The sequence below is a fragment of the Rhodococcus sp. IEGM 1370 genome, from assembly GCF_033142325.1.
Lineage (GTDB): Bacteria > Actinomycetota > Actinomycetes > Mycobacteriales > Mycobacteriaceae > Rhodococcoides.
Genome location: NZ_JAWLRY010000056.1, coordinates 1 through 2,080, shown reverse-complemented (window position 1 = coordinate 2,080; position 2,080 = coordinate 1). Strand labels below are relative to the sequence as shown.

Below are 2,080 nucleotides of genomic sequence, written 5' to 3'. Positions count from 1 at the left end.
GCGCCGACCCCGCCGTCAGCCTCATCGTCGACCACTACACCGACGACTGGTCCCAACTCTGGTGGATCCGCGCCGACGGAAGCGCCCACATCGCCGAAACCTCCAGCGCCGAGGGCACATCGGCCACCGACGCCCTGGTCGCGAAATACAGTCAATACAAAAACAACAGACCCGAGGGTCCAGTCATCATCATCGACAAACTGTCCTGGCGATCCTGGCAGGCTTCCTGACCCCGCCCCCTGCCCCCCTTTTTGACCACTCAATGTGACATTCGGTGGCCTTTTCGCCCGTCAATGGCACATCGAGTGGACTGCGGGCGGGTGACAGTGCAATGAAATTCGATGGCCAGTTGGATGCATTGTTGACACACTGCTGACCATGCACGACGCGCCTTCCGAACGGATTGTGACCGATCGCCTCGTCATTCGTCGCGAGGAGTCCGACGATGCCGGTGCTGTTGCCGACGTGATCGGCCGCAATCTCGTTCACCTTTCGCCCTGGATGGGGTGGGCGACGGAAGAAGCTGCACGAACGTCGGCGCAACTCGCTCGTATCGCCGACGCCGTCGAGCAGTGGGATGCCGGGAAGATGTTCGACTACGGAATCTTCGACCTCGAAGGCGGCGCATTTTTGGGCAAGATCGGGATGCATCGCCGAATCGGCCCGCACGGAATCGAATTGGGTTACTGGCTCGACTCCCGGGCCGAGGGACGTGGAGTGATCAGCGAGGCCGTCGCGGCGCTCATGCGGGAGGCTTTGAGGCTGGACGGAATCATCCGAGTTGAAATTCATTGTGATGCAGCGAATCTCAGAAGTCAGGCCGTACCCAGACGGCTTGGCTTCGTTCTCGACAGGATCGAGGATCAACCGATCGCCGCTGCGTCCGAGACCGGCGAGCACATGGTCTGGGTGTATCAGCCCGACCGGCGATAAGTCTGATCCGCTCGCGGTCGGACCGTGACGTTCGGGCGCGGTCGAGCCTTGGCCTGCTCGTAGCGCGCCCGAAGATCGGACAATACGCGTTCCGGATCGTCCCGAATATCACTCGGCAGATGTGTCACCACGATGAGGCCGGCATTCTGCGCTCGTTCACGACGCGCCACCGTCGCCTTGTGTGCCGCAGGCGAGAGGTGGTGCTCCAGCGAATCGATCTCCCAATCCAATGCCACGTCGTCGAGCCAATTATCGGCGATCAACAGAAACTTTCCCCGCTCGTCGTGGACGACCACGTTGTGCTGCATAGGCGGAAGTCCACTGCGCGCGTACAGTTTCTGGGCCTGGGCTTCGGCAACGGAATGCGCGCCGGCTGCCAACTCCCGCAACACCCGTCGTGGCATCGCCGTTCCTCGTGTACTACCGGCGTCGAGCTCCTTCATGATCGCATCCACGGTGGCCGCGCCTCGCTGCACGACATTGGCAATCAGCGCCATGCACTGCTCGGCATTCTTCATTCGCCGAACCGCATCGCACAAGCACCGAACGATCGGCGCAACGCGGAGTCCCGACTTCATCTCCGCCGTCGGCATTCGCCACGTTCGCTCCACCACCGCAAAGCTCACGGACTTCCGATGTTGCGGCTCGGGAATCAGGGCGAAAGTCTCCTCCAACGAGCCCGACGTGCCCAGTCCATGCAACGCCAACCCTGCCCGACCGCTGATGACAGCATCTTTGCCGCAGTAAATTGCCACCGCGGTGGCGCGCTCCATCGGCGTCGGCGAGCGATTCTTCAAGAACACCAACTCAGGTAGTGCCCGTGACCAGCTGCCGTCCGGCTGGGTGCGTCGAACAATTGTCTTCGACGCCACCCCGAGCTCGAGGAGATGCGCTGTCCTCATGAAACCGCGATCGGACGCAGCCGCAATCACCTTCGCATCGATTCGTGCTCCACCCCGCTTCATGCCCTTGATGATGCACAATCCAGGCACCCCGAATCCGACACGACGATGGGAAACACATTGCCCTGTGGATAACTCACGCCCTGTGGACAAACTCCGCCCAGGAGCACCGGGACTGTCTGAATAACGGTTGATCCGGTCCTTGGTTCGACACGCCGAGCTCAGCTTGGTGGGAAGGATCGACG

2 protein-coding genes and 1 pseudogene are annotated in these 2,080 nt (G+C 61.5%); 2 read left to right on the top strand and 1 reads right to left on the bottom strand.

The features are described 5' to 3' along the window. Positions 1–230: pseudogene (locus tag R4P47_RS24950) on the top strand (PPOX class F420-dependent enzyme); the annotation flags it as partial. Positions 231–378: 148 nt separating this feature from the next. After that, positions 379–933, top strand: coding sequence for a GNAT family N-acetyltransferase (locus R4P47_RS24945; protein ID WP_317786070.1), 555 nt, complete (start codon positions 379–381; stop codon positions 931–933). On the opposite strand, the gene R4P47_RS24940 is transcribed toward R4P47_RS24945, so the two are convergent. Then, a complete protein-coding gene (locus R4P47_RS24940) occupies positions 915–1,898 on the bottom strand; it encodes a hypothetical protein (protein WP_317786069.1) in 984 nt (327 codons plus the stop codon). The genes R4P47_RS24945 and R4P47_RS24940 overlap by 19 nt on opposite strands. Positions 1,899–2,080 lie beyond the last annotated feature (182 nt).

Excerpts from the sequence above, each read along its gene's own strand:
- R4P47_RS24945 (WP_317786070.1), top strand. The coding sequence starts at position 379 with ATGCACGACGCGCCTTCCGAACGGATTGTGACCGATCGCCTCGTCATT.
- R4P47_RS24940 (WP_317786069.1), bottom strand. The coding sequence starts at position 1,898 with ATGAAGCGGGGTGGAGCACGAATCGATGCGAAGGTGATTGCGGCTGCG.